The 22,047-nt window shown below is 41.1% G+C and carries 23 protein-coding genes and 1 tRNA gene; 5 read left to right on the forward strand and 19 right to left on the reverse strand.

Annotated features, from left to right (window positions below; translation table 11 throughout):
- Positions 1-27: 27 nt before the first annotated feature.
- The 5 genes from KQI_RS0121205 to KQI_RS0121225 form a co-directional block, all read right to left on the reverse strand.
- Complete coding sequence (locus tag KQI_RS0121205) at positions 28-768, reverse strand: acetoacetate decarboxylase (protein WP_010348877.1); 741 nt, start codon at positions 766-768, stop codon at positions 28-30.
- Positions 769-825: 57 nt separating this feature from the next.
- A complete protein-coding gene (locus KQI_RS0121210; protein WP_010348878.1) occupies positions 826-2,010 on the reverse strand; it encodes an acetyl-CoA C-acetyltransferase in 1,185 nt (394 codons plus the stop codon).
- Positions 2,011-2,742: 732 nt separating this feature from the next.
- Positions 2,743-3,441 carry an SDR family oxidoreductase gene (locus tag KQI_RS0121215; protein ID WP_010348879.1) on the reverse strand — a complete coding sequence of 233 codons (699 nt, stop codon included), beginning with the start codon at positions 3,439-3,441 and terminating at the stop codon, positions 2,743-2,745.
- 202 nt (positions 3,442-3,643) lie between these two features.
- Positions 3,644-4,216: a TetR/AcrR family transcriptional regulator gene (locus KQI_RS0121220; RefSeq protein ID WP_010348880.1), complete on the reverse strand. Its 573-nt coding sequence runs from the start codon at positions 4,214-4,216 to the stop codon at positions 3,644-3,646.
- 173 nt (positions 4,217-4,389) lie between these two features.
- Entirely contained in the window at positions 4,390-5,142 is a 753-nt protein-coding gene (locus KQI_RS0121225) for an SDR family NAD(P)-dependent oxidoreductase (RefSeq protein ID WP_010348881.1), read from the reverse strand.
- Between the two features lie 437 nt (positions 5,143-5,579).
- On the opposite strand from KQI_RS0121225, the gene pdxR reads away from it, so the two are divergent.
- Complete coding sequence (pdxR, locus tag KQI_RS0121235; RefSeq protein ID WP_010348883.1) at positions 5,580-7,031, forward strand: MocR-like pyridoxine biosynthesis transcription factor PdxR; 1,452 nt, start codon at positions 5,580-5,582, stop codon at positions 7,029-7,031.
- A 383-nt stretch (positions 7,032-7,414) separates the two neighbouring features.
- Here pdxR and KQI_RS29555 read toward each other — a convergent pair whose 3' ends face one another.
- Together KQI_RS29555 and KQI_RS0121245 are read right to left on the reverse strand one after the other, a co-directional pair.
- Positions 7,415-7,549, reverse strand: coding sequence for a hypothetical protein (locus tag KQI_RS29555; RefSeq protein WP_277813532.1), 135 nt, complete (start codon positions 7,547-7,549; stop codon positions 7,415-7,417).
- A gap of 445 nt (positions 7,550-7,994) precedes the next feature.
- A complete protein-coding gene (locus KQI_RS0121245; RefSeq protein ID WP_010348885.1) occupies positions 7,995-8,999 on the reverse strand; it encodes a carbon-nitrogen hydrolase family protein in 1,005 nt (334 codons plus the stop codon).
- 464 nt (positions 9,000-9,463) lie between these two features.
- Between KQI_RS0121245 and KQI_RS0121250 the strand changes: the two genes are divergently transcribed.
- Positions 9,464-9,733, forward strand: a complete 270-nt coding sequence (locus KQI_RS0121250; protein ID WP_010348886.1) for a CD3324 family protein — start codon at positions 9,464-9,466, stop codon at positions 9,731-9,733.
- A gap of 151 nt (positions 9,734-9,884) precedes the next feature.
- Positions 9,885-10,601 carry an SAM-dependent methyltransferase gene (locus tag KQI_RS0121255; RefSeq protein ID WP_010348887.1) on the forward strand — a complete coding sequence of 239 codons (717 nt, stop codon included), beginning with the start codon at positions 9,885-9,887 and terminating at the stop codon, positions 10,599-10,601.
- Positions 10,602-11,759: 1,158 nt separating this feature from the next.
- Here KQI_RS0121255 and KQI_RS0121260 read toward each other — a convergent pair.
- From KQI_RS0121260 to KQI_RS0121290, 7 genes are all read right to left on the reverse strand, one after another.
- Positions 11,760-12,776, reverse strand: a complete 1,017-nt coding sequence (locus KQI_RS0121260) for an oxidoreductase (protein WP_029390268.1) — start codon at positions 12,774-12,776, stop codon at positions 11,760-11,762.
- Positions 12,777-12,792: 16 nt separating this feature from the next.
- Positions 12,793-13,785 (reverse strand): Gfo/Idh/MocA family protein, encoded by a 993-nt coding sequence (locus tag KQI_RS0121265; protein ID WP_010348889.1) that lies wholly within the window; start codon positions 13,783-13,785, stop codon positions 12,793-12,795.
- A gap of 30 nt (positions 13,786-13,815) precedes the next feature.
- Entirely contained in the window at positions 13,816-14,502 is a 687-nt protein-coding gene (rpiA, locus tag KQI_RS0121270; RefSeq protein WP_010348890.1) for a ribose 5-phosphate isomerase A, read from the reverse strand.
- Positions 14,503-14,656: 154 nt separating this feature from the next.
- Entirely contained in the window at positions 14,657-16,147 is a 1,491-nt protein-coding gene (locus KQI_RS0121275) for a BglG family transcription antiterminator (protein WP_010348891.1), read from the reverse strand.
- Positions 16,148-16,294: 147 nt separating this feature from the next.
- On the reverse strand, positions 16,295-16,462 hold the full coding sequence (locus tag KQI_RS28135) for a PRD domain-containing protein (RefSeq protein WP_241763989.1): 168 nt from the start codon (positions 16,460-16,462) through the stop codon (positions 16,295-16,297).
- A 161-nt stretch (positions 16,463-16,623) separates the two neighbouring features.
- Positions 16,624-18,072 (reverse strand): glycoside hydrolase family 1 protein, encoded by a 1,449-nt coding sequence (locus KQI_RS0121285; protein ID WP_010348892.1) that lies wholly within the window; start codon positions 18,070-18,072, stop codon positions 16,624-16,626.
- Position 18,073: 1 nt separating this feature from the next.
- Positions 18,074-18,325, reverse strand: coding sequence for a PTS sugar transporter subunit IIA (locus tag KQI_RS0121290; RefSeq protein WP_010348893.1), 252 nt, complete (start codon positions 18,323-18,325; stop codon positions 18,074-18,076).
- Positions 18,326-18,667: 342 nt separating this feature from the next.
- Here KQI_RS0121290 and KQI_RS0121295 point away from each other — a divergent pair, with 342 nt between their 5' ends.
- Positions 18,668-19,069 (forward strand): site-specific integrase, encoded by a 402-nt coding sequence (locus tag KQI_RS0121295; protein ID WP_010348894.1) that lies wholly within the window; start codon positions 18,668-18,670, stop codon positions 19,067-19,069.
- Between the two features lie 88 nt (positions 19,070-19,157).
- On the opposite strand, the gene KQI_RS0121300 is transcribed toward KQI_RS0121295, so the two are convergent.
- Positions 19,158-19,242 (reverse strand) — tRNA-Leu (locus KQI_RS0121300).
- 218 nt (positions 19,243-19,460) lie between these two features.
- Here KQI_RS0121300 and KQI_RS0121305 point away from each other — a divergent pair.
- A complete protein-coding gene (locus KQI_RS0121305) occupies positions 19,461-19,997 on the forward strand; it encodes a YhjD family protein (protein WP_010348895.1) in 537 nt (178 codons plus the stop codon).
- Between the two features lie 140 nt (positions 19,998-20,137).
- Here the strand turns inward: KQI_RS0121305 and KQI_RS0121310 are convergent, their stop codons facing one another.
- The 4 genes from KQI_RS0121310 to KQI_RS0121325 all read right to left on the reverse strand — a co-directional run bounded on the left by KQI_RS0121310 (position 20,138) and on the right by KQI_RS0121325 (position 21,969).
- A complete protein-coding gene (locus KQI_RS0121310) occupies positions 20,138-20,467 on the reverse strand; it encodes a carboxymuconolactone decarboxylase family protein (RefSeq protein ID WP_007429852.1) in 330 nt (109 codons plus the stop codon).
- 120 nt (positions 20,468-20,587) lie between these two features.
- Positions 20,588-20,812 (reverse strand): hypothetical protein, encoded by a 225-nt coding sequence (locus tag KQI_RS0121315; RefSeq protein WP_010348896.1) that lies wholly within the window; start codon positions 20,810-20,812, stop codon positions 20,588-20,590.
- Positions 20,813-20,948: 136 nt separating this feature from the next.
- Positions 20,949-21,293, reverse strand: a complete 345-nt coding sequence (locus KQI_RS0121320) for a hypothetical protein (RefSeq protein WP_007429850.1) — start codon at positions 21,291-21,293, stop codon at positions 20,949-20,951.
- Between the two features lie 103 nt (positions 21,294-21,396).
- Positions 21,397-21,969 carry a xanthine phosphoribosyltransferase gene (locus KQI_RS0121325; RefSeq protein WP_010348898.1) on the reverse strand — a complete coding sequence of 191 codons (573 nt, stop codon included), beginning with the start codon at positions 21,967-21,969 and terminating at the stop codon, positions 21,397-21,399.
- Positions 21,970-22,047 lie beyond the last annotated feature (78 nt).

The following is a 22,047-nucleotide window of genomic DNA, read 5'->3' on the forward strand; positions in this document are numbered from 1 at the left end:
ATATATATATTTTTAGCAAAGCAAGCTTTATTGGAGATAATCGTAGAGGACTCTCCCATATGGAAGCGTTAAATCGGCAATAAAATGTTTTCCGCCAATATAAGATTTAACCGGCAAATCTGCTACAGGAGCATTGACATGGGGAATCAGGCTTAATCTAGCAGGCCCTGACCAGGCTCCTTTTACAGTAATGTTTTCGAGATTATACGCCACTAACTGAGCAATTTTGGGGCTACCATCAACATCAGGAATCAATTTTAAATTAACCTGCGTTTTTGCGATGGATTTAGCCGTTTCCTTCTCATCCAGAATGTTATATTTGAAAGGCATCGTTCCCATGGCCACCAGGACGTTATTATAAAGCAACGTACCCGTCAGTGTCTCCGTTTCCTCAACGCTCAGATGGGGCTTCGCCCATTTTTTCGGAAATCCCCAAATTTCACGCCCCCCAAGAATAGCAGGCGCGTTATCCAAATACATTTGGGCCACAAAATTACAGGGTTCTCCATGAAAAGTACATGGAATGACAATCCCGCTTTCCTCATAGCTTCCTAATCCGGATGAATCGGGCATCTTGATCCATTCATAGGAAACAGTATTGCTTCCATCCGGCTGAAGAGGCTCGGGGACCGCCTGTCTAATCGCCGCGGGATCGGATTCATAGGTAACTATAAAAAATTCCCGGTTGATGAAGCGGCATGGCGGGCGTCCATAACTGGCGCTGGCCGCCGGCATGGATTGGAGTGAAAGTACATCTTTTTGATTCATAGCGATCTCCCTTCCTTGTAAGAGGTAGTCCAAAAAGTCATCCGTTGCTCACGTACTTTAAATGAGTGCATTTTCAACCAGCATCGCTATTCCCATTCCCGTTCCGATGCATAACGAGGCTATGCCATAACGTGAGGATCTTCGCGCCATTTCATGAACCAACGTAACCAAAACCCTAGCACCGCTTGCACCGACAGGATGCCCGATCGCGATTGCGCCGCCATTGACATTCACCTTCTCCGGATTGACCCCAAGCTCTTTCATTACCGCTACTGCTTGTGCGGCGAACGCTTCATTAATTTCAAAAAGATCAATGTCATTGATGGACATTCCCTGTTGCTTAAGAAGTGACGAAATGGCTTCCACCGGTCCCATTCCCATATATGCAGGGTCAACGCCAACAAGTGAATAACCCTTGATATATGCTAACGGCTTTAACGCATGTTCCTTACATTTGTCTTCCGACACTACAAGCATAGCCGCCGCGCCATCATTGATTCCCGAAGAATTTCCGGCGGTAACCGTTCCGTTCTCCTTAAACGCAGTTTTTAAAGTAGCAAGTTTTTCTTTCGTTGTATTTCCTCTTATGTGTTCGTCCTCTGTGAAATAAATCGTTTCTTTTTTGGTTTTAATCATGACCGGAACAATCTGCTCTTCAAAAACCTTCTTGTTTTTTGCTTCTGCAGCCTTGATCTGGCTTTCATAAGCAAATTCATCCTGCTCAAGTCTTGAAATTCCATATTTCTCGGCAACATTTTCTGCGGTAATTCCCATATGGTAATTGTTGATCGGGCACGTCAGGCCGTCGGCCACCAAGGAGTCTACCAATTCACCGTTGCCAAGCTTGTAGCCGTTTCTTGCCTTCTTTAGCAGATAAGGGGCGTTCGACATGCTCTCCATGCCGCCGGCCAAGACGATGTTTCCTTGTTCCGCCAATATTGAATTGTAGGCTAAAGCGACGGCATGCAGTCCAGAACCGCAGACCGTGTTTATCGTTGTTTCTGGTACACCGATGGGAATACCTGATTTTAGGGCCGCCTGTCTGGCAGGATTTTGTCCATTACCGGCTTGAAGAACATTTCCCAAATAAATTTGATCAATCAAAGAAGGCTCTAGTTTACTTTGCTGAAGGCATGCTGTCATCACAATTGCTCCCAGTTCAGGAGCGCTTAGGGGCGCAAGGGTTTTGTTAAAAGAGCCGACCGCTGTTCTCAACGGGCTTACTAAAGCTACTTTTCTCATAAAAACTCACATTCCTTTCGCTGTGTTCAAGACACAATACATCCATGACTGCACTTCAATTCGTAATTTCCGCTCTTAACTTACGAAACGTAGCGATTGCAAGATACATTTGCATGCGGGCATATCATGGTGCCTAAGACGGTGAGTGTGACCGGTTCGATCGCCTTCTTTCTTTTATTGGAAATAAGAAACAGTCTTATCATAGTTCCAATACGAATTTTGCTCAATGTTCAAAAAAATACATATTTTTCTATAAAGATATGTATAAAGCTATATACTCCAACATAAACAGGCCATTCTAATGTTTTCTGTTAATTTCTTTATTTTTCTGAAAATCATGATCATAAATTGAATTTGCTGTTAAAAATGAAATTTCTAATCAACACGTGAAAAGACGAGGCCAATCGTTGAGTTTTCCCATTTTTCTCTTCATTTCGCCCTGCTTTTCTTCACAAATTGCCTCTAGCTCATCGCTGATAAAAAATAAAAAAATAAAAAAAGCCCTCCAGAATTTTCTGAAGACGGCTTTGCCTTTAAATATTCGTGATCTTCGTCATAATTGTGCCAGCTTGTTTCTTATTAACGGTTGTCACTCCAATTACGTAAAAAAGCTCCTGAATCTCCACAGAAGGAAATTCAAGAGCTCTTTCATTGCTAAGTTGATGCGGTCGAGAGGAGTCAAACCTCCATGGGAGGTTAGCCTACACGGACCTGAAATCGCGCCTTAACGTATTAGGTTAGCTGTGGGTATAGCGCAGCAACACCGCCAGCGAGACCGCTTTGGACAGTGCGGCTCACGTCGTCGGCGATAATTTCAAAGCTATCGGACTCTAAACCATCAATAGCAATTTTTGCAATATTCGCAGGATTGGACTTGGGAGCTTCAATGCCTGCCGTCATGTCTGTGTCCATAAATCCCACATGCAAGCTAGCTACTCTCACATTTTGAGGATACAGATTTAAGCGCAGTGCGTTTGTCAGTCCCCACTCCGCTGCCTTAGCAGCCGTATACGCGCCTTCATTTCCCGTACTAACCCAAGATAATACGGAAAGAATATTCAGAATTGATCCCCCGCCATTCTTTGCAAGAATAGGCGCGAAAGCACGAACCATGGATAATGTGCCAAAGACGTGTGTATTAAACTCCAAATGTATTTTATCGAGATCTCCGTCAAGCAAAGAAGCGCCTGTAGACGTGCCTGCATTATTGATCAGAAGCGTAACATCCTTAGCTGCCAGGGCAGCTGCAGTTACCTCTTGAGGGTTGGTAATATCAAGTTTTACAGGTATTACACCAGGAATGTCAACGGAATCCGGATTTCTTGCACCAGCATAAACCTTAGCCCCTCTGGATAGAAGTTCAAGCGCAAGATGGCGACCAAGACCTCGGTTTGCACCGGTGACAAAGGCGACTTGTTCAGAAATATTCATTTTTATGTGCTCCTTTTATTGTTTTTAGTTACAACAGATTATGAACAAAAATAATGAACGCTCATTAAACTTTTGGTTCCAGTTACATGATATAGTTGTAGTGAAAGGTGAAACTCAATTATAAAAGAACGAACATTCTAGTAATGTGTCACTGATCTTCGCTATTCAGATCAGCGGCTTTAGGATCCATATTTTTTCCTTTTCAGTCTAAAATGCTCAGTGATGTATTAATAATACCCGATAACTTCCCTTGATTAGTTGCTGTCTTGACCATCGTACGTAATCCTAACCAAACATTCATGAAGTAATGAGAAAGAACTTCAGAGTCAAGATGAGCTTTGATTTCACCTGTTTGTTGACCAAAAAGGATGAGATTATATAACAACTTCTCCGTTTTTGAATAGCTATCTTCAACGAAGGAAGAAACTTCTGGATCTAATAATCCCAGTTCCACACCCGAATTAACGATGAAACACCCTTGGGGGTCTCCTTTTCTCTCTAGCGAGGACTCGAAAAATTGTCGAATTAATTCCTTAACCGGTTCTTGCTTCTCAACCAATAATCTCATTTTTTTGTTTTGAATAGCCCCGTACCGTTCAAGTGCCTTCATAAATAAGGAATGCTTATCCCCAAAAGTATCATAGATGCTTCTTCTGTGAATTCCCATAAAGTCAACCAGTTCTTGCATCGAAGTTTTCTCGTACCCTTGCTCCCAAAAGAGTTGTATTGCTTTATCTAATACTTCATTAACTTCAAATTCTTTATATCTTGCCATTTTTATCACCTCATGCATTCATTATACATTTAAGTGAATTAAAAAACAGTTCAATTGTCAACTTTCGGGTACCAGATCAGCAAGCCACTATCGATATCAATGAAAAAATATTCCAGTGATCATCCAGCCCGATTCCCCTTTTCAAATGATGTTACCCATCAATCGAATAAATTTCACAGCCCTTCAAGGATCGGATAGATTGGCCCTCTCAAATTGAAATCATAGTTCTGGTCTACAATTCCTACCACTTCGTTGCTATCATAAAGTTCCACCATGAAGCCCGCCATTTGCTTGGCAGTATGGTACTTGGGCATGTGGGCTTTGTAATCAAAATCTTTCACATCTATTGATTTGTTTAAAAATTCCGTTTCCGTTATGGCCGGTGCTAGAATTTTCGCCTTTATTTTCGCTCCTTTCTGTTCGAGTTCTTTGGCAAGCCCTTCTGTAAAGGCACTAACATAATATTTAGATGCAGAATATGCAACACTGCCAACAGCAATGACATATCCAAGTGCTGATGATACGTTAATTAACTGAGTACCTTCTACATCAGCATAATCTCGCACATAAAGTGTAGAAAGGATGGTCAAGGATTCTATGTTAACACGTAGCATGGTTTCTACTTTTTCCAGTTTCTGATCAGCAACAAAGGAGCCTTCTCCAAGCCCTGCATTATTAATCCATGTCTCGATTTGATATTCCTTTAAATTGTTATACAGGGTATAGGCCTGATCAGTAACTGACAGGTCACTTGTAAGAATAACAACATTTAAATCAGAATTTATTTCCTGAATTTTTGATTTAAGCTCTTCTAATTTGTCCAATCTTCTAGCTACAATAATCAGGTTTTTGCCCCGAGCCGCAAACGCCAATGCTGTCTCATAACCTATTCCTGAACTTGATCCTGTAATAACTGTATACTTCATACGATTCTCCCTTTTAAGAAATATTATTTTGATAATTGAAGAATGATCATTCTATTTTAATGATAAAAGAGCGGTTAGATCTAACTTGGTCTAAGCATATCATTTTTTAGAACGATCAGTAAAGTATTTTTTATAAAAGGTAACAGCCCCTAACTTTATCTCAATTTTAGATACTTTATCATCATTAATGGTTGTCATTAACCAAACTCCCCCCGTTAAATTCCTACTTGACCACTATGATAATAGAAAAAGTATTGAAAATAACCATCCAATACAAACCTAACCATCCAATTATTCAAGAACCGAACCATCCATGTTCAACAAATAGATAAATAATTGTCAAGGTTAAGTTGAAATGGTCACTTTTATTTTGGATCATCGATGGTATGATAAAAATCACATTAAGGCTAGTCTTACATTTAAAGAAGGTGAGAGATATGTGGAAGCCTGATCGTCAAAGCAATAAACCATTATATAAACAGATTGCCGACTATCTGGAGCAGCGAATCTCATACGGCGAGTTTCCTCCGGGCAGCCTGCTGCTGTCTGAACGCAAATTGGCAGAGCAACTAGGGGTGAACCGTAGCACTATCATTCAAGCCTTTGCCGAACTGCGTTCGTTTGGCATCATCGAAAGCCGAACAGGTAGCGGAACACGTGTAAGCACAACCAAGTGGGGAGCTACGCCCAAGCATACACCAAATTGGAAACGATATGCCGAAGGAGGCAGTTTTTTACCCAATCCGCCTTTTATGCGTAAAATCCGGGAAGCACTGATAGATCAGCCTTCGCGGATCGATTTCGCTAGCGGCGAACTGGCGGCAGATCTTGCACCCATGGATGAAATCGCAAGTCTGATGAGCACGCATCACTATACGTCTTATTTGGGTTACGACAATCCGCAAGGGTACGTTCCACTCAGAGAAACCCTTGTTTCCTATTTAAAAAGATATCGGTCTATTCAGACGAGCGAATCGTCCATCCTGATCACGTCCGGATCGCAGCAATCACTGTATTTGATTACACAATGCCTGTTGTCGCCGGGAGACGCCGTGGCGATCGAAGACCCTTCCTACTGCTACTCGCTGCCGGTATTTCAATCTGCCGGACTTCGGCTGTTCCGACTTCCTGTTGATCAGCACGGTATCCGTCCCGATGACATTCGCACCCTGTATAAAAAACATCGCATCAAAATGGTGTTTCTCAATCCGAATTATCAAAACCCAACGGGGACTGTACTCGCCGATGAGCGTCGCAAACAGCTGCTGGAGGTAGCCAGTGAATTGGCTTTGCCGATCGTAGAGGACGATCCTTTCAGTTTAACCGCTTATGAGGGAAATCCGCCCGCGCCGCTAAAATCGTTGGATACAGTTGGCTCCATCCTGTACATCGGCTCGTTTTCCAAAATCGCCGCGTCCGGCCTGCGTGTCGGCTGGATGGTCGCACCGCGCTCCATTGTGGAGCGTCTGGCAGATGCCAGGCAGCAGATGGATTTCGGACTAAGCGTCATTCCGCAACAGGTCGCCGGGCAATTTTTAAAATCGTCTCATTTCGAACCACATCTGGAACGTTTGCGCATACAACTGAAATTTAAACGAGATCTGCTAATCAATACCTTGCGAAAAGAGCTTCATGATTCGGTCATCTACGACATTCCCCACGGGGGACTGCATCTGTGGTGCAAGCTGCTTCCAGACGTTAACGACGGCAAACTGCTGGATGAAGCGATCCGAAGAGGGGTTGTGTTCGTGCCGGGAAGCGTCTACGGCTCGGATTCCAGCTTTATACGATTTACATTTGCCAGGGCCAAAAACGATGAGATCGAGCCCGGAATATCCCGGTTTGCTGAAGCGCTGCGGTCGCTGTCTAACATAAACTCATCACTATAAATGGTAAAACAAAACAACCGCTAACCACCGTGATTACGGCGCATGTAGCCGACTTTGTTTTCGACGTTGCCTTTCTCATGGCTGGAATAGGGATTGCAGAAGATGATCTGGAAACCGTAATGCGCTTTGAAGCGAGGGAAACCTTCGGCTATTCAGACGTTTTCGCTGATGCAACTTCCGACGCCGCTGGAGTTATCGAAGACAGTCGCGTCGGCAATCCACTAATCGGTAGAAGACGTCCTGCAGACCATATGCGACGCACTCGGCAGTCTTGCCGCCAAAGAGCTGTACGTAGCCTGCATTGCTGAAAGGGAAGCTCTCGCACAAGAACTTGTACATCCGCCTCTGTCCGCTGGCATCAACGAAGTTGGCTTCATCAAAGTCTACTTGCGCTTCGCCCGGCTGCCAAGCTTGGCTTGGCGCTCTTTCGGTTTCGCTTCAAATGCTTCTGCTGCCATGTATTTGCTTGCCGTCTTACGCATGCTGCTCAGCCGTTCGGCGATCGCTACGGGCCCCATCCCGTTTGCTTGCCTTAAACTCTTTAATCGTCCTGATCTGGCTTATCTTGAGCATCTCCTCCCCCTGTTACCCTTCGTCTTATTGCTACGAAAGGTATCAGATTCTCTATCTGCTTTCGTTTTACCCAAGACGATCAAGAGGGATATTTTTAGTTTACGATAAACAGCCCTCACTACGATGAAACAACTGGCACGCATTACAGCAAGATATCGTCGATTCAGCAATTCAAATAAAAAAACAAGGCTGAAACCAGCCTTGTCAAATCTCCTTTTTTAGTGATAGTTTTCAAGTCATCTGTAGGCAAATTAGAAAGCGAAACCGAAGCGTCTTGAATATTATCTGACAGAGACTGATATTCAGCTTTCATGCCATCTCACTTATTAGATAAGTGTTCTTCTTTGCCTTAAGAGTGTGGCAAAATCCATAAGAAAAACTCATAAATATTCAAAAGGAGGCATTTTCACCTGAAAAGTTTCGACTTCCAATCTGTAGATTGATTTCTTCATAAGTAATTTTCTTAGCCTCGTTATCTCCAAACTTACGAACAACAGGTGTAGGATTTTGATTAAAATTCATGCTTAAGCTTTGGTTAGAATAGTGACCAGCAGGATCGATGTAATATTTATAATCAATTATTTTTTCGATATCTATATCAGCATAAGCAATCCCTTCTGTTTCTGCAGGAATCATATCGCTAATTGGTTCTCCATCAGGTCCATAAATACAAGTATGTCCACTCTTAAATGTATCGAAGTATTCTTTTTGTTCAGGTGTTAAACAAATCATACTCTTCATTTTTTCCGAATATATAGATGACGTCATTAAAACAAAGGTTTGAGTTGAAATAGCATAATATCGACTTGAGATTTCATCATCAAAGTATCCTGGCCAGGAGGCTACATGTACTTGTTCATTTTGTGAATTCATTGCCAGCAGATTTAAAGGAACCTGGTGTTCCCAACACATCAGTCCACCCAAATTACCAAGCTCTGTCTTAAATACTGGCATCAAGCTTCCACTTCCATCTCCCCATATAAGTCTTTCAGCAACAGACGCTCTCATCTTTCGATGTTTTCCAATTAAATCCCCCTTGGGATTAAACCATAATTGAGTTAAATATAAAGATCCGCCATCTTTTTCACTACAAGAAATACATACGTAAGTTTCGTGTTTTTTAGCTGCTTCACTTATTTTTTGAATGGCTAAGCTAGGAATTTCAACTGCATTTTTATAGAGATCATTATAGAATTTTTTTGTATATTCTGGATGACCAATAAATGCAAACCAAGGATAACCAGGAAGAAAAGCTTCGGGAAAAGCAACTAATTTTGCATCATTTGATGCTGCTTCAGCAATCAATTCACAAGATTTTTCAACTGTTGCATCTAAATCCAAGAATACAGGTGCTGCCTGGACAGCTGCGACGCGATATTTAGGATAATTCCCCACAATAAATCTCTCCTTTTGTAATAATTTATAATTATTTACTTGAACAAATTAACATTTAAGAATTCATTTGTAACCATCCACTATTCATTTTTTTTACTCATCCACTTTCCTCTTTTGTTAATTTGAGCATAGAGAAAAGAAAGGCTTGATGGACATTAGATCGCATCAGCAAAAACAGGAAGCGACCATATATGACGGTCTGTTTATTGCCAAAAGTGACCGATCAACACCGTGAATTATACAGAGTAACAAAAAATTAACAGAATGTTCAGCGGCAAGGGTGAAATGAAACGAGTGAAGAAGTATACTAAAGACAAGAACAGTAGATAAATACGAAAGGAGCATTGTCTTATTACCAAAGGTGCATTGGAATCGGTATTGTGCGTAGCAAGGGCTGCCGCATAATTTAAATATGAGGAAAGTCCTTGCGTAATCCTATCTTCCGATTATATAGGAGGCGCACAATGGGCTATAAAAATGCAATTTGTGTATTGCCAGACGATTTAATTATGGCAATACAACAACATATTGACGGTGAATATCTTTACATTCCTCGTAAAGAAGAAAACAAAAAAAGCTGGGGCGAATTAAGTAATAGCAGACGTTTGCTGGATGAACGTAATGCAACCATTTTTGCAGAATACCAACATGGTACACCTGTTGAGCAACTGGCAAAGAAGTTCTATTTGTCGCCAAAGACCGTATATAAGATATTGTCCAAAATGAAGAAATAACAAATAAACCTTAAAGGCGGCATGGCAGATTTGTCATGTCGCCTTTTTGCTTCTGTATTGTTTAGTAGGGAGCTTTTATATGAGGAACGGAGCATAATTTAACTATGCAAAAGCAATAAAGCAAATAAAAGATAAGAAAGGAGCAATCACAATGGAGTATGCTAAAAGCCAAAAGTACAATACTCCCGAATTACTGGCTAAAATCATGGGGCCTAACCCGTTCAAATTGCAGGAAGAAATGCTGCTAAATCATAAAATCCCCGCTGGAAGTCTCGTCTGCGACCTTGGAAGCGGGCAAGGGCTTACAAGCGTTATGCTCGTAAAAGATTATAGCTTCAAGGTTTACGCCGCCGATTTGTGGAGTGAACCGCAGGAAAACCGTAGATTTTTTTATCAAATGGGGTTAACCCTTGAACAAATTACTCCCGTTAAGGCTGACGCCACCGCCTTGCCCTTTGAGAAAGAATTTTTCGATGCGGTAGTCAGTACCGATTCATATAATTATTGGGGCCGTGACCCGGAGTTTTTAGACGCAAAACTGCTGCCTTTCGTCAAGCGTGGCGGGTATATATATGCCTGTGTACCCGGCCTGAAAAAGGATTGCCATGATAATCTGCCAAAAGAATTGCTTCTCTCGTGGACGTCGGAACAGCTTGTTTATCTGCGCGATATTATTTATTGGACGGAAATAGTAAATAGCAGCCGGGACGCCGAAGTTGTTTCCATATACGAGATGGAAAGCAACGAGGAAGTTTGGGCGGATTGGCTGAACCAGGAAAATGAGATTGCGGTCAATGACCGCAAAACAATGGGCGCAGGCGGAGGGAAATATCTGAACTTTATCGCTTTTGTCTTGCAAAAAAAATAATTGAGCCGGACGCTACTGTCTATGCAAAAAGATTGATAATGAAGTGAAAAGAACCTAACAAATAGCTTCTACCCCAAAATGCCGCCAGACAACGGAAATAAAAAAAACCGTTGTTGCGGCGGCTGGATAGTTGTGCGCCCAAATGATACGGAGTAAGCCAAACGGCGGTTTTGATAGAGAAAAATCAAAGCCGCCGTTTTCTATATTGCGGTGGGCGTATTAACTACGCCCTCTTACAGAAACACGGCGGTACATGAGGAGGTATCGCTGTGTTTTTCTGTCTGTTGTATTCCCTGTTTGGTTCGAGGCCGCTATGGAAACATAACGGCCTCTTTTAGCCAGCCGACAACAGCCGATTAAGTTTTCACTTCGGGCCAAGTTGGTCCGAAGTCCGGGCCGGACCACTAAAGTATAGCGGCCCCGGTTGCCGCTATCCCGCCGTTCCCCATTCGTCATCCGTAAACCTCGCGGAGCAATCCGCTCCCAAAGGCGGCAAGACAGGCGGCGCATTGACTTTAACGCTTAGGGATGCCTTTTTTATTTAAAGAGAATGAGTTATCTGGATGGTACCAATCAGATATCCATCTTAGAGTGGAGAAGTATTTTAAAATGTTCTATCCGGAAAATATGATTTTCATATCCTCCGGTAAGATTTATCCATTAAAGGGGAAGGAAAGAGAATAGATTAACAAGTAAATTTCTATTTTCTACTGCCCTCTTTGCTATATGAAGAGTTACCTTCTCATAAATTAAATGTAATTTCGAAGCATTTCGGCATTAGCTTAAATCATCATAATGCTCTTGATGATGCCCGCGCATGCGCACAGATTCTATTGAAATTAATGGAGCAACAACAAGAGTTTGACCCATTGATTCTCGCAAATACCCAAGGGTTTAAGGTTGGGACACTGTATGCAGGTGGATATACTCCCTTTAAGTTGCTTCCAACAAAAAAATTAAGAGTTTAGCGCCTATATGCATAATAATAAAGCTTCAGACCAATGATAGCCTGAAGCTTTACTTGTTCCGTTATTACTGTAAGCCGTCCCGAACAGTAACGTCAACGGAAACAGGTATACGGTCATCAGTGTCAAAACTTAATATCCAAGTAGCGACCTGCCAAGTATTACCAAGCTCCCATACGGCTAAAAATAAAGTTTATTTCAGTGTTCTTATGCCCGTTTCTAAGATTTCCATTTGCAGCAATGTCTGCTCATCCGTAATTGTCTTATTCCCTCCATTTATAATCGCTTCATATAGATCATCATAAACGCGACCATAGTCACCATTTTCTGACTTTACTTTTTCTTCGTGTATGGTACCTTCTTCATCGATATATGTGAGTACACCGTAATGTTGGACGGTATCTACACCAAAATCATTATTGTGAGGCATATAAAAATACTTTAAATGCTCTTCTTGACGATCTTTGGTCTCTTTTACAAAGCTCCCGCGCTTTCCATGAATAATAAAACTTGGTCTTTCTTTTATTCTAAAATAGCTGGATTTTACAGATACCTTTAAGATTCCATAATATAAGTCCAAATCAAAATAATCGTTCATTCTTCCCGGACCTAATAATTGCCTTACATCGTAATGAATACTGTCCGGTTTGCCAAAATAACTAATTACCTGATCCAAGGTATGGCAACCATGCCCATATAGATAGGATCGGGAAGGATGAAAATCGTGAACATTCTCGGGTACTTCTGGACGATAATAATCATAATGCATTTCTAATTCGAGTAAATCCCCTAATTTACCCTCCTGAATAATCTTTTGAACCGTTAAAAAATCACTGTCAAACCGTCTATTCTGAAAAGCTTGAACCTTTAACCCTCTCTCTTCTGCCAACGCAAATAATTCCTTAGCCTGCTCTGAGGTCTCTACAAAAGGTTTCTCTACTAAACAGTGCTTGTTATGTTCCAATACCATCTTGGCATATTCATAATGACTGTCGTGTCTTGTACAAACAACAATAAGTTGTATCTCTTTATCATTTAAGAGTTCGTCCAGGTTAGAGGTATATATAACGTCAGGAATTCTCTCCCATTTCTCATGTGCAGGATTTCTTTGATAAATGGTCTTCACATTGATATGATTTCTCTGCAGAACGAATGGCAGGTGATATCTGTTGGCAGCTTTTCCGTTTCCAATATATCCAATAGTAAGTATAATAAACGCCTCCCAGTTAATTGATTTCTATATCCGCTTGAAACACAATTCCGGCTTTATTCCGGGCAATGGTTTGCACTTCGCTTACTGCCAGACTATGCTCCAACAGCTGGTAGCATTTCTCCAAGCGATGATTATTCATCATCTCCGTAAATTCGAGGAACTCATATATCATGCGATGATCATAGTTATTTTCATTTATAATGGAGTGCGTTCCATCATTCATAATAACCTCGAAACCCTTACAAATATTAGCAGAGCTGGTTTGGTGTATGCATCCTTCATCGCCTTGAATATTATTCGCAATAGGCGACTTGCAGTCCTTTGCTCCTATACACACACATTTAAATGTCTCATACTCCAATATCAGAATCCCCGAAGTATCCACCCCTCTTTCCATATTGGGGAAATACTCTATATTTTTAGGCCTTCCGAACAGGCCAACTACATAATGAATGTTATAAATATTCAAATCCATTAATGCCCCGCCGGAAAATTGAGGGTCAAATGCTGGCAGAACATTGCCTTCTTTAAAACTATTATATCTTCTTGAATATTGGGAATAATTGCATTGAACGATCTTTATGTTTCCCAACGTAGGTAGTAACTCTTGTATTTTCTTATAATTAGGCAAGTAGAGAGTAGTTGTTGCTTCAAAAAGGAAGAGCTTTTTTTCCTTTGCCAATTCACTCAATATCAACGCTTCTTTATAGTTGGACGTAAATGGTTTTTCAACAATAACATTATTCCCTGCTTCTAAGGCCAACTTGGTAAATTTATAATGCAAATTATTCGGAACTGCAACATAAACTGTATCAATCTCGCTCTTTAAAAAATCATTGTAATCGAGAAATACATGCTTAATACCATGCTTACTTGAAAGTTCATTAGCTTCCTCTTCTGTTGCTTTTGTTCCACAGATAGCCGTAAGTTCAATTTCCTGTAAATGAGACGTTATATTTAAGAAGTCCTTTACAATAACTCCTGAACCAACAATACCTAATTTCATGATTTTGTTCCTCCTACGTATTTAATAATGTTACTGTCTCGAAATCACTCTTGCTCCATGTTCATTTGCAACGATCAACTTGGTGATCTCTTTAGTAAATAAAGATGTTCCTACTACTCCATTAATACTATTCAAATAATCATTGAGGCTCTTCCAATCTGGCACTTCAGAAAATTTCACATCGATCAAGTAATTCCCATCGTCCGTTATTGTATATCCATCCTTATTGCTGCTCTTTCTAACAACCGGTGCCCCTCCGACCTTTTCTACACACCTTGTCACATAACTTAATGAGTCCTTAATAATCTCCAATGAAACAGGATACTTGCAGCTTAATGAGTCTGAAAGCTTGCCCTCATCGATAAGCAGAATATACTCTCTGGACATTGCGGCGATTAACTTTTCCTTTGTATGGATTCCTCCCCCACTTTTAGAAGCATAGAAGTTTTGATCTACCTCCCCGCATCCATCGAAAGCTATATCAATTTCATCGACTACATAGGTTTCAATAACTTCAATGCCCTTATTTAAACAGAGCTCTTTCGTATTCAAGGAAGGCGTTACTACGCTTACCATTAATCCTTTTCGAATTTCTTCAGATAAGTGATTGATTAAACATGCGATGTTTCTCCCTGCCCCCAAACCAATAATATCCTTATTATGAATGTGTTTCATTGTCTCTTGTGCGCACCGTCTTCTTAATTCATCAGCATCCAAACGAAGCTCCTCCCCTCTACAAATTCGTTGGCAATTTAATTATAGGCACTTTCCCAAACAGATATAATTCGTTAATTTCAGCTATAAGGGCGAAAAAAAATAAGGCCCTTGATTTATTTAAAAAAAATAAATCATAGCCCTATGAATGTCTGTTCTATTGTATTTTTTGGCTCAAAGCATGTATAGAATCAAGCAAACTTTTTATATCCTTCCGGCTCATTAATGGATTTATCTGTATAAAAGGAATATTTGTTCGGCCTGCTAATGTTGAGGTGGTAATGATTAAATCAACATCCTGTAACGATTCTATTTCCCCTGATATCAACTGAAGAAATGTGTAACATCCAACCAGTTTTACCTGATCATCCACAAGACTCGCTATTTTATTTTTTATATAGCATAAAATGCTTTCATCATAATCGCAAACAATAATCGCTTGCAATTTGTGACTCCATAATTTATATACTGCAGCTAAATGTATGGCAATATAACCCATTTCAACAGCAGGAACAGTCAAATTTATTTTATGATCAACAATGTCTGAAATTTCTGATACCATTTTAGATTCCAGCGGATGTATGAGGCCAATATCTTCATTTAACTTGTTTCCAATACAATGATTATACTTCAACCGATTTATCATAGGAGAGATATACAATATCAACTTCTCTTTAATTAATGAATGCTCTGCAAAATGAATATGGTATTTCTGCTGTAGTATAATCAAAAATTCTTCGACCACACTCGCTGCTTCTTTCGTTGCTATCAGCTCCACACTCGTACCAGAAAGAAATTGTTTGGATAGAAAATATTCTTGTAAAATAAGCCAATCATTTGTAGACAACCTAAAATTCATAGTCTCTTCGAAACTTTTTCTTAATGACAACAGGATCGGCCTAAGTCCGGACTCAGCGCCACACGGGTCTTCCAGCGTAAAGCCTGCAGCACTGCGGGCCAGCGCAATGCTTATCTCAAGAGCAAATAGTTGGAAACTATGTCCTGACAAAAAATAACCAAACCGCTTTGTCTCAAATTCAATGATCTTATATATGATTGTTCTATCCACAAAGAAATTTATAGATCCAAATAGATATTTCCAATATTTTTCCAAAATACTTGCATTTAACTTATTGGATAAAACCCAACTAATAATATTCCGTTTGACCTTCTCTGTGGCTTCCAGTCCTACGCCTTTAGACAGAGAATAGTCCAGATTGATCTTTACATTTTCTCTTAACCACAACGAGGTGGCGATAATATCTTTATTAATGCTTGATTCTGACACATAAAGCTCATCTGCTAATTCTCCAACAGACATATAATTTTTAACTGTAAGCATTAAAATAATATACATTTGCCGCTCAAATGGAGTGTTGGGTATCTCATTAATATACTCAGCATCTAAAACTTTCCTAATAATATTCTTTTCCTTTACTATCTCTTTACTTTTTTCATTCAAATAATATCCTTTTATTAGCACTGAATCAATCTTTATACCATAGTCTTCAAGCATACTGTTGATTACTTTAATATCATGCTGTATTGTACGAATACTTACACCGCACATTCTAGCTAGTATACTTCCGTTGATAAATCCTTCTGTATTCAATATACAGTTCAAGATATCTCGATGCCTTCTGACCAATTTCTTCCCCCACCTTTCATACGAACTAAGGAGAGTTTATACAATTATTCCTCATTGGTCTTTCTTAATTAGTGCCAAAGTGTCCACAATTCAAATAGGTAGTTGCTTGTCCATTGAGGTTCGCGTCTGCCTATTTGAATTTATTCTTTATTCGTTTGGTTTCATTAGAAGTCGACTTATATGAATTGTCAGGTAAATTTGTTCTTCCCGGGTCAAAAAGAGTTTAAACGATTTTTCAATATACGATTTAATGACCAGTGTACATTGATGCTCTTTGGAGAAGGTTGTACTAATATTGTCATAGAGAAATGACATTGCCGATCTTGTTATTGTATCCGATAGCCTTCCCCAATGTCCTTCTCGGCAAGAACAATACTGTTATTAAGAATTTTGACGATCTTCATCATTTATGAAGAACCCCCATATCTCAATAAACCCAGAGCCTGCCGCAGCAGGCCTTGAGTTTATTGTATTTCCTAAATATTATCCCCGTTGCTCGCAATGACTTGCTTATACCAGTCAAACGATTTTTTCTTTATCCGTTTAAGGCTCCCTGTGCCATCATCATGCTTGTCTACGTAGACAAAGCCATAGCGTTTCTTCATCTCTCCCGTTCCAAGCGACACGGAATCAATGCAGGCCCAGCTCGTATATGCGATCAAGTCAACACCTTCGGCAATGGCCTGCTTCATTTCTTTAATATGGCCCCGCAAATAGTCAATACGGTAATCATCATTAATATTTCCATTGTCATCCACAATATCAACGGCACCGAGACCATTCTCAGCAATCATTAACGGAACTTGATAGCGATCATAAAGAGTATGCAGTGTATAGCGCAATCCGATAGGGTCAATCTGCCATTTCCATTCACTTTCCTGAAGATATGGATTCTTGACACCACCCAGAAGGTTGCCTCCGGTCTGTTCCTGGTTAGGATCTGAACTGACACATACAGACATGTAATAACTGAAGGAGGCAAAATCTACAGTTCCGCTTCTTAAAATATCTGCATCCTCCGGTTCTTGATGAAGCTTAATCCCTTCCTGTTCAAAGAAATACTTAGAATAAGAAGGATAATATCCCCGATGTAGAACATCTGCGCAATAGTAGATTTTCATCTGCATTTCCTGGGTAGCCAGCATAATATCCTTAGGATTGCAGGTCAAGGGATAAAAAGTAAAATGCGTCAACATAGATCCAAATTGGAACTCCGGATTGATCTCTTTCCCCTTGACCACGGTTAATGCTGAAGCTAAAAATTGATGATGAAGCGCTTGAAAGCGTAATTGGGCATTGTCGCAGGTCAAATCAATCAATTCGCCGCTCTCATCAGAGATGATGCCGCCGGCCTGATATGCTTTTTGCGCAAGGGTGAGGCAATTGATTTCGTTAAAGGGAATCCAGTATTTCACATCATGCTTGTAGCGATTCATCAACACTTCGGAATATCGCAGATAATGTTGGATCATCTCCCTGCTGGCCCAGCCATTGATGGTTTTGGACAGGTGGAATGGAAACTCATAGTGTGCAATTGTTACAAGCGGCTCAATATTATACTTTTTCAACTCAGCAAATATCCGGTCATAGAACTCCAGGCCCTTCTGATTAGGTTCCTGCTCATCCCCATTCGGGAAAATACGTGTCCAGTTAATAGAGAACCGGAACATTTTAAAGCCCATTTCGGCAAGCAAGCGGATATCTTCCTCATAATGATGGTAGAAGTCGATCGCTTCATGTGTAGGATAACGTTCACCCGGATCAAGCTCAAGCGTAATTCTGCGCTTCTTGAGGATGGAGCCCCCTGTAAACATATCCAGTGTGCTTACTCCCTTGCCATCTTCGTTCCAAGCCCCTTCAATCTGATTGGCTGCTGTCGCTCCTCCCCAATAAAAACCTTCCGGAAACTGATGTTGATTTGTCATTTTATTCCTCTCCTCTGGTTAATGTCATGATGGTATCGCCGGCTTGCACATTGGACAATGCATGGCTTGTAATTTCTGTGAAGCTGTCGGAATTGGTTTCAACCATTAGAGTGGTCGGGTCCAAGCCGAAAGCACGGATCGCTTCAATATCAAATTCAATTAGTTTATCACCCTTGTACACCTTATCTCCCGTATTCACAAACGCCTTAAAGCCAGAGCCCTTCATCTTCACTGTATCAATCCATTCTCCCACCCACCCACACCCTTCAAAATCTGTGCAGCTGTTTGTTTATGATCCACATAAATCCCCTCATTTTCATTTAGCTGGAACAATAAAAAAGACCCAGATAGAGTCCAATAGCACATAAATGTACCATTAATTACTCTATCCAGGTCTTGCCTGCTAATGCAGTAACACGCCCAGTTAAATTTAGTTATTCTTAGAAATCAGTTCAAATTCCGGAATAAAGCGATTTCATTTGATTCTAATGCATAATACCTGATGTTTTGAAAAAAGTAAAGAACATTATTTCTGAACTTGCTCTATGGGATAAATGTACATGAATAGACCACTTCCGATCATGAACTAAACGATTTGTTCGAAGTCGTGAAAAGCGATCCGGTTGAGTTAGCTGTCATTCTGGCAGCTTTTTACGAGCTGCGGCGAAGTGAATTTGTCGAGCTGAAATGGGACACCATCAACTTTCATCATCAAACGATTACCATTAAGCATACGGTTATCCCTGTGTCTTATCAGGGCAAACAAATCATTGTGGCGAAAGACCGGGCCAAAAACAAAGCGAGTTATCGCACTTTGCCGCTCGTTCCCGTCTTCCTGGAACTGCTTTTGCGGCTGCTGGAAGAGCAGCAAGTGAATCGGGCTTTGTACAAGGACTCTTACAGCAACCTATATCAGGACTACATATACGTTATTCCACGCCCGCCAACATTTATGTTCATCTTGAATACAGCTCAAAGCTTTCTTCGGCTCAAGTGATGAACAATACCTCGCAAATTCCGAGCATGCAAAAAGCTCCTGAATCTCCACAAGAGGAAATTCAAGAGCTCATTCATTTTTAAAGTGATGCGGTCGAGAGGACTCGAACCTCCACGGGGGGTTAGCCCACACGGACCTGAACCGTGCGCGTCTGCCAATTCCGCCACGACCGCATATATATTGTCGAATCTTCGAAAGATAACTTTCTTAGCGACAAGATAGATCATACCATGCTCACATCAAGGTGTCAAACCTTTTATATTTTTTTATCCCCTTGATAAATAAGGAATAATGGATTAAAATAAGAACATAAGTTCTCAGGAACGTAGGTTCTATGTTCATTCAGCCAAATATGCGTTATCACCATATTCCCCTAAGGCGGTGAATGGTTATGATCTCTTCAGCTACTACTCAGAATGAATTGTCTCTTGTGAAAAGTTATTTACTTCTTACCTTTATTCAAAAAGTATTTGAGCGGGACAGTCTGATTCTTGAAGAGAGTGGTGTTCTGAAAACACCTGGTCTTTATGTCGAAATGATCAACGCAGGAGTAGATCGTACTGGAATCTTACTATCGGAAGTAAAACATGAATTCAATAAATGTCATATTCGTGTTGTGGATGTACAACAAAACCTCTCAGGCGTTTACGCCACCTATATAAGTAATGGAAATAAAGAGCAGTTCAGTATGGCAATGCCCGTATTCCGCAAAGAAATGTATGAACGAATGCGCGCTTATCTGGGACTCTCAACCTCTATGCCTCATACAGCTGCCTTTCCTTTACCTGAAAAACATCGCCCTGTTCCAGATAGCCGCTCAGCTACCAAGCCTCTACGGTGCGCTGAACGGAATCTGGTTACACCTTCCCCGGCCTATAAGCGTAAATCGCTTCGCCCTGCTGCTTCTGCCACAAGCGGAAGCGCATAATCCCCGCACAGCTCGCAAGCAAAAGAAGCTTCCACAAGCATCAACCGTGCTCGGAAGCTTCTATGCATAATCGTCAGCTATAAGTATCCACTTCTACCCGCTATGAACGGTGTATGATGAATCTCCATAAATCATTCACTTTATTGTAACGCCTTCTGTACACGTGTAACCCCTTGGCTAAGTGCGTGTCCTCCGCCTACCGCTGCAGCTACAGCAATGGTCTCCATAATCTCCTGATCACTGGCTCCCTTGGATCGGGCCTCGTCCACATGATAAAAGGTACATATCTCATTGTTAGCAAATAAACCAATGCCGAGCGCAATTAGTTGCTTGGTTTTCTCATCCAGACTCCCGGCTTGAAAGCACTCTCCGGTGAAACGATGATAGGCATGAACTACCTCCGGCAGCTTATTTTCCAAATGGCTGATTTGGTCCTTGTAAGCATGTACTTTTTCATTCATAACCGTCATTGATACAGCACGTCCTCTCATGTAAAGTTATTCTTCATTACTGTGTCCGCTTTGGAGTTTCTGTATGCCTGATCCCAGCCATCAAGCTATGATATTCAACCATATTTGAAGCACATGCTTCTAATCATCTAGTTCTACCGGATTGTGACGCGGCTCACTGAACGGCTGATATGTATAACTGCGATCCAGCTTGACCACACGTCGATTCTGGCGGCGAATAAGCACTTGCTCATCATCCCATGCCAGGACAATACCAACGACATCATTGGACTCCAAACCATCCCGTACGACACGCACTTTCTCACCAGAAAGCCGATAAGCATCCAATTCTTCATCTAAAATCATCCTGTTCCCCCCTTTACACACTTTTTGGCACAACGATCAGCACATATATAATTAAAAAGCTTAAAAAGAGACCTAAACGAATCATCTAGGTCTCTTCTCTCTTACTACTTATATGGATTGCCAACAGAGCGACAAATTATCCCGACTGATTTACACTGTGATCATGTTCTTTTGTATCGTTCTTCTCGTACCAGAAGTCCAGCACTTGTGCAGACAACACTCGCTGATCTACATACTCCACTTGATGGGCAGTAAATTCTTCTTTCCAAGAGAAGGACAATTCCTCGCATAGGTTAACCAACGTCAACAACTCTGACCAGGCCACATAGCGTTTATACCAAAAAAACTGAGGATGTTCAATCATATAGGGATACAAATCATCGAATTCCGTATGCTTACAATCCAAGGCGCGTTCAAAATGCACTTTAGCCGCTGCCAGTTTTTCCAGAAAAAACTGTTCGGTCAATTGTTCTTTCCCCATGTTGCTGCCTCCTCTCCCAAAACCTTATCTATATTATAAGCGAAATTGAGGTTCATGCAAAGGTTATTATTACAAATAAGAATCAGGAGCAACCGAATTGTTACTATTCGGCAAACTCGATCTTACCGTCAGCGAGCGATGTAATTTTGACCAATGACTCTACACGAATGCCCTGTTCACGAATTGTTCTCGCTCCGGCTTGGAAGCATTTCTCCACCGCGACACCAAATCCGACCAGTTCGGCCCCCGAACGCTGAATGATTTTAACCATGCCTCGCGCGGCATCGCCATTTGCGATAATATCATCAATAAACAACACACGATCATGTTCGTGAATAAATTGACGGGATAGCATAATATCCGTGACAATTCCTTTCGTAAACGAAGGTACACGTTCGCACAGCGCGTCCGGATCAGCCAATAAAGTCTTTTTTCGGCGAGCAAATACCAACGGTACACCCAACTCCAGTGCTGTCGCAAAGCCGACGGCAATGCCTGAAGATTCCACGGTCACGACTCTGGTGATTTTTTCTTCCCGGAAACGGGCTGCAAACTCTCGTCCCATTTCCATCGTCAGTTCCGGATCAACTTGGTGGTTAAGCAAACCATCCAGCTTCAACACCTGATCTGACGCAATCACACCCTCATTTAAAATTCGTTTCTTTAATACTTCCATTCCATGACCTCCCAAGGCATTCCTATGCGGTAAAAGTACCATACTTCACCTGCTGCTTTCAAGCCAAAGCCTGCTTTC

This window comes from Paenibacillus peoriae KCTC 3763 (genome assembly GCF_000236805.1).
In the GTDB taxonomy this organism is placed as follows: domain Bacteria; phylum Bacillota; class Bacilli; order Paenibacillales; family Paenibacillaceae; genus Paenibacillus; species Paenibacillus peoriae.

What these genes read in the sequence shown, in the direction of transcription:
- KQI_RS0121205 (WP_010348877.1), bottom strand. Translation starts at nt 768, where the DNA reads ATGAATCAAAAAGATGTACTTTCACTCCAATCCATGCCGGCGGCCAGC.
- KQI_RS0121210 (WP_010348878.1), bottom strand. Translation starts at nt 2,010, where the DNA reads ATGAGAAAAGTAGCTTTAGTAAGCCCGTTGAGAACAGCGGTCGGCTCT.
- KQI_RS0121215 (WP_010348879.1), bottom strand. Translation starts at nt 3,441, where the DNA reads ATGAATATTTCTGAACAAGTCGCCTTTGTCACCGGTGCAAACCGAGGT.
- KQI_RS0121220 (WP_010348880.1), bottom strand. Translation starts at nt 4,216, where the DNA reads ATGGCAAGATATAAAGAATTTGAAGTTAATGAAGTATTAGATAAAGCA.
- KQI_RS0121225 (WP_010348881.1), bottom strand. Translation starts at nt 5,142, where the DNA reads ATGAAGTATACAGTTATTACAGGATCAAGTTCAGGAATAGGTTATGAG.
- pdxR (WP_010348883.1), top strand. Translation starts at nt 5,580, where the DNA reads ATGTGGAAGCCTGATCGTCAAAGCAATAAACCATTATATAAACAGATT.
- KQI_RS29555 (WP_277813532.1), bottom strand. Translation starts at nt 7,549, where the DNA reads ATGGGGCCCGTAGCGATCGCCGAACGGCTGAGCAGCATGCGTAAGACG.
- KQI_RS0121250 (WP_010348886.1), top strand. Translation starts at nt 9,464, where the DNA reads ATGGGCTATAAAAATGCAATTTGTGTATTGCCAGACGATTTAATTATG.
- KQI_RS0121255 (WP_010348887.1), top strand. Translation starts at nt 9,885, where the DNA reads ATGGAGTATGCTAAAAGCCAAAAGTACAATACTCCCGAATTACTGGCT.
- KQI_RS0121265 (WP_010348889.1), bottom strand. Translation starts at nt 13,785, where the DNA reads ATGAAATTAGGTATTGTTGGTTCAGGAGTTATTGTAAAGGACTTCTTA.
- KQI_RS28135 (WP_241763989.1), bottom strand. Translation starts at nt 16,462, where the DNA reads ATGTCATTTCTCTATGACAATATTAGTACAACCTTCTCCAAAGAGCAT.
- KQI_RS0121285 (WP_010348892.1), bottom strand. Translation starts at nt 18,072, where the DNA reads ATGACAAATCAACATCAGTTTCCGGAAGGTTTTTATTGGGGAGGAGCG.
- KQI_RS0121305 (WP_010348895.1), top strand. Translation starts at nt 19,461, where the DNA reads ATGATCTCTTCAGCTACTACTCAGAATGAATTGTCTCTTGTGAAAAGT.
- KQI_RS0121310 (WP_007429852.1), bottom strand. Translation starts at nt 20,467, where the DNA reads ATGACGGTTATGAATGAAAAAGTACATGCTTACAAGGACCAAATCAGC.
- KQI_RS0121315 (WP_010348896.1), bottom strand. Translation starts at nt 20,812, where the DNA reads ATGATTTTAGATGAAGAATTGGATGCTTATCGGCTTTCTGGTGAGAAA.
- KQI_RS0121320 (WP_007429850.1), bottom strand. Translation starts at nt 21,293, where the DNA reads ATGGGGAAAGAACAATTGACCGAACAGTTTTTTCTGGAAAAACTGGCA.
- KQI_RS0121325 (WP_010348898.1), bottom strand. Translation starts at nt 21,969, where the DNA reads ATGGAAGTATTAAAGAAACGAATTTTAAATGAGGGTGTGATTGCGTCA.